Here is a 6331-nt window from a genome sequence, read left to right as displayed (position 1 = left end):
GAGCCGGGCGGAGCCCGGCTCCACGCTGAGTCACATCCAGCCCGGGACCACGAACAGCAGCCAGGCCAGCAGCGGACCGAAGGCGACGACCAGGCCGCTGTAGATCAGGAACTGACGGAACAGCGACTCGCGTTCTTCCTTCGCCGCCGAGGCCACCACCAGCGCACCGTTGGTCGAGAACGGACTCACGTCCACGATGGTGGAGGACACCGCCAGCGCGCAGATCACGCCGGCGGCACCCAGGTGCCCCTGCAGCAGGAACGGCACCGCCAGCGGAATCGTGGCACCCAGCACCGCAGCGGACGACGCAAATGCCGACACGATGCCGCCCACGTAGCAGACCAGCAGCGCACCCAGCAGCGGAATGCCGATGTCCGACACGCCGTTGCCGATGAAGTCGACCGCGCCGGCTTTCTCCAGCACGCCCACGTAGGTCACCACGCCGCAGATCAGCAGCACCGTTGACCAGCTGATCCCGTCCACCGCGCCTTTCTGGCTCTTCGGCGACAGCAGTGCCAGCGCCACCGCGACCGTGATCGACACCAGGCCCACGTTGAGGTTGTAGATCAGCGCCGCTACACCCAGGCCGACCAGACCCACCAGCGTGAACAGACGTTCGCGGGTAATCCCCACCGCCTCCAGCGCATCCGGATCATTGGACAGCGTGCCGCCGCCCGCTGAGACCAGTGCGCCGTGACCTTCAATCGCGAACTGCCGCGACGATGCCTGCGGGCCGCCGGCCAGTGCCAGCTCGCCGCCGCCGGCCGTCACCGCACCCCGGCGCATCAGCGCGATGCCACCAAAGGCGAAGAAGCAGATCACCGACATCATGAAGTTGAAGCCCAGGCTGGTCAGGAACACCGCCATCTCGGTCACTTCCAACCCCGCCTTCTGCACCACGCCGTTGGTGATGCTGCCGTACACGCTGATCGGCGAGAACCCGCCCGCCTGTGCACCGTGGATCACCAGCAGACCCATCAGCAGCGGATTGATCTTGTACTGCTTGGCAAAACGCAGGGCGACCGGGCCAATGATCGCCACCGCCGCAGGACCCAGCGCACCAAACGCCGTCAGCAGTGCCGTCACCACGAACATCACCCACGGAATGGCCACGATGCGTCCGCGGACGGCACGCACCGCCCAGTGCACCAGCAGGTCGATCGTGCCGTTCTTCTGTGCGATCGCAAACAGATAGGTAATGCCTACCAGGGTGAGGAACAGGTCGCCCGGGAAGCCCGCGAGAACCGCCTTGCCCTCCAGTCCGACAAACAGCCCGCCGATGATGAAGGCCAATGCGAAGGCCACCGCGCCCATGTTGATCGGCAGGGCGGTGGCGATGATGAACATGATCACCAGACCGATGATCGTTGCGACTTGTGGACTCATGCGCCCTCCCAGACACGTGGCTCACGTACAGCACGGATGGGGGACCGCCATCCTCGGGGTGTTGCCTGCCGGGCAGCGCCCGGTACTACGGGGCCGAGCCGGCCGTTACCGACGCTCCAGGGCGCGATGCACCCAGGCCGCCGCACCGTCCAGGTGCTGGAATTCTTCCACCGCGCGCACCTCACAGCAGGGGTAGGCCGAGGCGACCATGCGCGCCAGCGCGGTGCCCGGACCCAGCTGCAGGAACACCCGCGCGCCACGTTCGAAGGCCTGACGCATCACCTGCGCCCACTCGATGGTCTGGGCCAGCTGCGCGGCCAGGCTGTGCCGCACCGTCTCGCGGTCGCGGACCAGGCGCGCATCGACACCCGCCAGTACCGGCAGATGTGGCGCATCCACTGCTGCCTGCGCCAGTACGTCGGCGAAGGCGTCGGCAGCCTCGGCCAGCAGCGGTGTGTGTGCCGGCACGTGCACTGGCAGCGTGCGGATCTCCGCGTGCTGCGTGCGTGCCACCTCGGCCAGCGCCCGCAGGTCCGCCGTGCGACCGCCGACAATGAAATGGTCGCTGCCGTTGGCAATGGCGATGTAGACCCCGTGCGATTCGCACAGGGCCTGCAGCGGTTCCCGGGTCAGTCCGAGCACCGCCTGCAACCCGGCATCGGGTGGGCTGGCCTCGTCCATCACACGGGCACGCTGCGCCGCCAGCTGCAGGCAGGCCGCGCTGTCGACGCTGCCGGCGATGGCGTGCGCGGCGAGCTCACCAATGCTGTAGCCCGCCACCAGCAGCGGTGCCGGAAGGGTCTCGCGCAACACCTGCCACTGCGCCAGCGTCGCCGCGCACAACAGGGGCTGTGCCTGGGCGTTGTCGAAACGATCATCGGCCGCTGCGGCGGTGATCGCATCACGCGCCAGCACCGCCGATGCTGCGTCGATCACCTCACGTGCGGCCGGGTAGGGGCGGGCCCGTTCGAACATCGCGGCGTGTTGTGCGCCTTGTCCGGGGCAGAGCAGGGCCAGGCTCATGCGTCCTCCTGCTGCAGCAGGAACCACGCGCAGGCCAGCAGGTCGGCACTGCCGCCCGGGCTGAGCCTGCGCGCCACGAAGCCGGCGTCGATCCGGGCCAGGCGCTGCGGCCAGCCGGGGGCGAACACGCTGCCGTCGCGCAGGAACGCGGCCGCTTCCGCTTTGGCCCAGGCCAGACCGGCGGCACCCCCCCGGTGCAGCAGATTCAGATCATCGACCGCGGCCACCAGGTGGATCAGTGTGTGGCACAGCGCCGCATCACGTGTTACTCCAGCCTGTCGTGCGGCGCGCAGCGCAGGCAGCGCCACCTCGCGGAGCAGGGGGAAACCTGCAGCGGCCTGCTCGCGCACACCGGCCACGTGGTGTTGCGCGCGCGCACGCTGCCCGGGACTGTGAGGATTGAGGGGGGCCTGCGAGAGCGGACCGGCCCACTGCGTCACCTGCAGGCAGACCTGCTCGGCGGCCAGCGGCGACCCCCGGCGTGCCTGGGCACGCGCGGCGGCGGCCACCAGCAGCCCCAGGCTGAAGATCGCGCCGCGATGGGTGTTCACGCCACCGGTTGCGCGCAGCATTGACTGTTCGGCGACAATGCCCAGCGCACGCAGCCTCTCGAACGATGCCTCCTGCGTACCGGCCCCGGCGATCTGGCAGTAGTAGTGGCGCAGCGCGAACAGACTGCGCAGGAAGGTGCCTGCGTCCATGTCGTCATGGCTGCCGGTGCTGAACGGTGTGACCAGTCCCGGCTTGGGCGCGCAGGCCAGTTCGGCGTACAGGCTGGAGATCGCCAGCCGGCCCAGGCGCGCGCTGTCGACGCGGTGGACGGCGGGTAGCGCCTGGCGCACGGCGTTCATGCACTGACCTCCATGCGGTGGAACAGGTCGTCGCGGTGCGCAAGCATCGCCCCATCCACGCGCTTGACCAGTACCTGGCGTGCGTCGCTCGCGTACTCACGCCAGTTCACCGCGCCGCCATCGGGCAGGCACAGCTCGCCATCCACGCGCCGCGCAAACGTGCCCTCCCAGGCCTGCAGGCGTGCGACCAGATGGTCGGCGCTGTCACGATCATCAATGCGCCAGAGCAGATCGATATCCGAGCGCGGGTGTACATAGTCCAGGCCGGTCAGCAGCTGCCAGGCGAAGGCACCGAACACGCGTGCCGGTGCGATCGCGTGCAGGGCCTGCAACGGCAGTGACCACGCGGCGGCGGCCCCTGCCAACGGCTGTTCCAGCAGCGTCTGCATCGACACCGGTTCCTGCACCTTGTGCACATCGGCCATCGGTACCCGCAGCCCCAGGCGTTGCTTGCCCTCCGCCGGCGGCAGGGGCACACCCAGGCGCAGGCGCGGATCGGGATCATCGGCAGCGCGGCGCGCGACCACTGCAGGCCAGCCCTGCGCGAACCACTGCGCCAGGCGCGGGTCCTGCGCCGCCACGTCGGCCCGCCAGTCGGCCTGTGCCGACAGCCAGACCAGCGTGTGGCGGGCGGGCCGGTCAGGCATTGCCGTTGGCCACGTCGGCGGCGACGCTGGCGGCAAGACGGCGACCGCCACGCTCAGCGCCCTGCACGGCGCGGCGATCGCCAGCCGCGGGCGTGCGCAGCGCTTCCAGCAGATGCTGTGCCAAGTCGTCCGGCCACAGTGACGTGACCGCGCCCATCGCCACGTAGTTCTCCACCCCCGGCGCGAACACCGGTGAGCTCTGGCTGAGCGCCTGCAGCTTTTCCAGCGGTTGCTTGGTCACCCGCGCCATCGCGCGCAGGTCCATCACCCGCACCTGCGCGTCGGGCAAGGCATGGATGTGGTCGGCCATCAGCCCGAACGACAGGAAGCCGCCGCTGACCGACTCGCCATATACCAGTGTGACCAGCCGCGCACCGCGACGACGCGCCAGGTCCAGGGTCTGCGCCAGGTGTGCGAAGTAACCATTGATGCCGAGCAGCTCGTCGCGGCGCGCCAGGCGTTGCCCGGCGGTGTCGACCAGCATCACGATCGGGCGCTGCGGATGTTCGGCGGTGCTGGCCAGCACGCTGTCGGCCAGTGCCAGCGCATGGTCCACGCCGACTTCGATCTTGTCGGTCGTGCCGATCACGGTCACCACGCCATCGTCGGTACGGGCGGTTCCGCCCAGCACCGAGTCGTTGACGTTGACCTCATGGCCCAAGGGGAACAGGGCGTCGAGCAGGGTCTGCAGCGCGACGGTCATGGCAGGCTCCGTTCGGCGGTGGCGGCGAGGAAGGCGTCGGTGTCCAGCAGCGGCAGCCGTTCCGGATCGGGGATGCCCTGACGGGCCCAGATTTCCAGCCCGTCGCGGCAGTCGCCCCATGCCTGCGCGCGTGCCTGCAGGGCGGCGTGCCGTGCCTGCAGCGCGTACAGCGCCACCTCGGTATCGGTGCTGGCGGCATCCGGCTGCAAGGCGTTGAACGCGGCATCGGCGAACGCATCCATCGCGTCGGCGACCAGCACCTGGGCTTGGTCGATCAGGTAACGGTGTTTTCCGCCGGTGACGCGCCACACCAGCGCGCGGTCGCGGGCGTCGAACTCCTCCACGCCACGCACGGTCTCGATCACTTCCGGGCCCGACAATGACAGCCGGCCTTCTTCCGACATGATCACGGTGCTGCAGCATCGGGCGACGATGCCCATGCCGCCGAATGCTCCATTGCCACTGCCAATCAGTGCCAGCACCGGCACGCCCACGGCACGCGCCGCCAACGTGGCGCGCATGATTTCGGAGATGGCAATCAGTCCGGCATTGGCTTCATGCAGGCGCACGCCGCCGGTGTCCAGCAACAGCAGCACACCGTCGGGACGCACCTGAGCAGCGCGTTGCAGCAGACCGGTGAGCTTGGCCCCGTGCACTTCGCCGACGCCACCGCCCATGAACGGTCCCTGCTGCGCGGCAACCAGCACGGACTTGCCGCGCAGTGCACCGCTGCCGACCACGATGCCGTCATCGAAGGCGGCCGGTTGATCCAGCTGCGCCAGATGCGGGCTGGTCACACGACGGGCCGGGCCGAGGAATTCAGTGAAGCTGCCGTCGTCCAGCAGCGCGCTGATCCGTTCGCGGGCGTCGGCTTCGTAATAGCTGTGTCGTTGCGTGCGGCTCATTGCGGGGCTCCTTCGCGCAGTGTCTGCACGGCCTGGTCCAGGCGCAGGCTGACCACCGCCGGCGTGGCCCCGGCGTCGTTGATCGACACGCGTACGTCGCGCAGCGGATGGCGCGCCGCGAAGTCGGCGATCACCGCCTGCCAGATCGTGCCGAAACCGGTGGCGGCGGTAATGATGCGGACCTGCATGGCACCGTCCAGCGCGGCCGGTTCCAGCAGGACTTCAAGATTGCCCGAGGCGAGCACGCCGACCAGGACTGCCTGGGTCGGGAAGCGCACGGCCGTGTGGCCATCGAAACGATAATCGAGAGTTTCCATGTGCGCTCCTTACCAGTTGCGGAAACGCTTGGGCGGGTCGTACAGACCGCCGGACCAGCGCACCAGGTCTTTCACCGAGCGCGCGGCAAGCAGGTCACGGCTGGCATCGCGGACGTTGATGCCAAGGTCTTCCGGACGCCGGATGACACCGCGGTCGCGCAGGTTCTCGACCATCGAGCGGTCGCGGCCCAGGCCGACGGCGGTGTAACCGGAGACACCGCGGATCGCCTGTTCGCGTTCTTCCGGGGTGCGGCACAGCAGCAGGTTGGCAATGCCTTCCTCGGTGAGCACATGGCTGACGTCGTCGCCGTAGATCATCACCGGCGGCAACGGCATCTGCGCACGCTCGGCCAGCTCCCAGGCATCCAGACGCTCGACGAAGGCGGGGGCCATGTGTTCGCGGAACGTTTCCACCATCTGCACGACCAGCTTGCGTCCGCGTGGGATCTCGCCCGGGCGCGCGGCCTGCTCGCCAGCCTTGAGCCATGCAGCGCTGGCG

General features: G+C 69.0%; 8 protein-coding genes. All 8 read right to left on the bottom strand.

All coding sequences use genetic code 11. The annotated features are described in order from the left end of the window. Positions 1 to 30: 30 nt before the first annotated feature. Complete coding sequence (locus tag QMX83_RS19390; protein ID WP_282298281.1) at positions 31 to 1386, bottom strand: SLC13 family permease; 1356 nt, start codon at positions 1384 to 1386, stop codon at positions 31 to 33. Between the two features lie 105 nt (positions 1387 to 1491). After that, complete coding sequence (mdcH, locus tag QMX83_RS19385) at positions 1492 to 2409, bottom strand: malonate decarboxylase subunit epsilon (protein ID WP_282298280.1); 918 nt, start codon at positions 2407 to 2409, stop codon at positions 1492 to 1494. After that, a complete protein-coding gene (gene mdcB, locus QMX83_RS19380) occupies positions 2406 to 3260 on the bottom strand; it encodes a triphosphoribosyl-dephospho-CoA synthase MdcB (protein ID WP_282298279.1) in 855 nt (284 codons plus the stop codon). Before mdcB ends, mdcH begins: the two co-directional genes overlap by 4 nt. Further along, positions 3257 to 3907, bottom strand: coding sequence for a malonate decarboxylase holo-[acyl-carrier-protein] synthase (mdcG, locus tag QMX83_RS19375; RefSeq protein ID WP_282298278.1), 651 nt, complete (start codon positions 3905 to 3907; stop codon positions 3257 to 3259). The genes mdcB and mdcG overlap by 4 nt, the downstream gene beginning before the upstream one ends. Further along, a complete protein-coding gene (gene mdcE, locus QMX83_RS19370; protein ID WP_282298277.1) occupies positions 3900 to 4610 on the bottom strand; it encodes a biotin-independent malonate decarboxylase subunit gamma in 711 nt (236 codons plus the stop codon). Before mdcE ends, mdcG begins: the two co-directional genes overlap by 8 nt. Continuing rightward, positions 4607 to 5515 carry a biotin-independent malonate decarboxylase subunit beta gene (locus tag QMX83_RS19365; RefSeq protein ID WP_282298276.1) on the bottom strand — a complete coding sequence of 303 codons (909 nt, stop codon included), beginning with the start codon at positions 5513 to 5515 and terminating at the stop codon, positions 4607 to 4609. Before QMX83_RS19365 ends, mdcE begins: the two co-directional genes overlap by 4 nt. Then, a complete protein-coding gene (gene mdcC / locus QMX83_RS19360; protein ID WP_282298275.1) occupies positions 5512 to 5832 on the bottom strand; it encodes a malonate decarboxylase acyl carrier protein in 321 nt (106 codons plus the stop codon). Before mdcC ends, QMX83_RS19365 begins: the two co-directional genes overlap by 4 nt. Before the next feature lie 9 nt (positions 5833 to 5841). Further along, on the bottom strand, positions 5842 to 6331 hold a 490-nt coding region (locus QMX83_RS19355), incomplete at its 5' end, for a malonate decarboxylase subunit alpha (RefSeq protein WP_282298274.1).

It is taken from the genome of Stenotrophomonas sp. PS02289 (genome assembly GCF_029960115.1).
GTDB lineage: Bacteria > Pseudomonadota > Gammaproteobacteria > Xanthomonadales > Xanthomonadaceae > Stenotrophomonas.
This window is presented reverse-complemented; position numbering and strand designations above follow the sequence as displayed.

Excerpts from the sequence above, each read along its gene's own strand:
- mdcE (WP_282298277.1), bottom strand. The coding sequence starts at position 4,610 with ATGACCGTCGCGCTGCAGACCCTGCTCGACGCCCTGTTCCCCTTGGGC.
- QMX83_RS19390 (WP_282298281.1), bottom strand. The coding sequence starts at position 1,386 with ATGAGTCCACAAGTCGCAACGATCATCGGTCTGGTGATCATGTTCATC.
- mdcB (WP_282298279.1), bottom strand. The coding sequence starts at position 3,260 with ATGAACGCCGTGCGCCAGGCGCTACCCGCCGTCCACCGCGTCGACAGC.
- mdcH (WP_282298280.1), bottom strand. The coding sequence starts at position 2,409 with ATGAGCCTGGCCCTGCTCTGCCCCGGACAAGGCGCACAACACGCCGCG.
- mdcC (WP_282298275.1), bottom strand. The coding sequence starts at position 5,832 with ATGGAAACTCTCGATTATCGTTTCGATGGCCACACGGCCGTGCGCTTC.
- QMX83_RS19365 (WP_282298276.1), bottom strand. The coding sequence starts at position 5,515 with ATGAGCCGCACGCAACGACACAGCTATTACGAAGCCGACGCCCGCGAA.
- mdcG (WP_282298278.1), bottom strand. The coding sequence starts at position 3,907 with ATGCCTGACCGGCCCGCCCGCCACACGCTGGTCTGGCTGTCGGCACAG.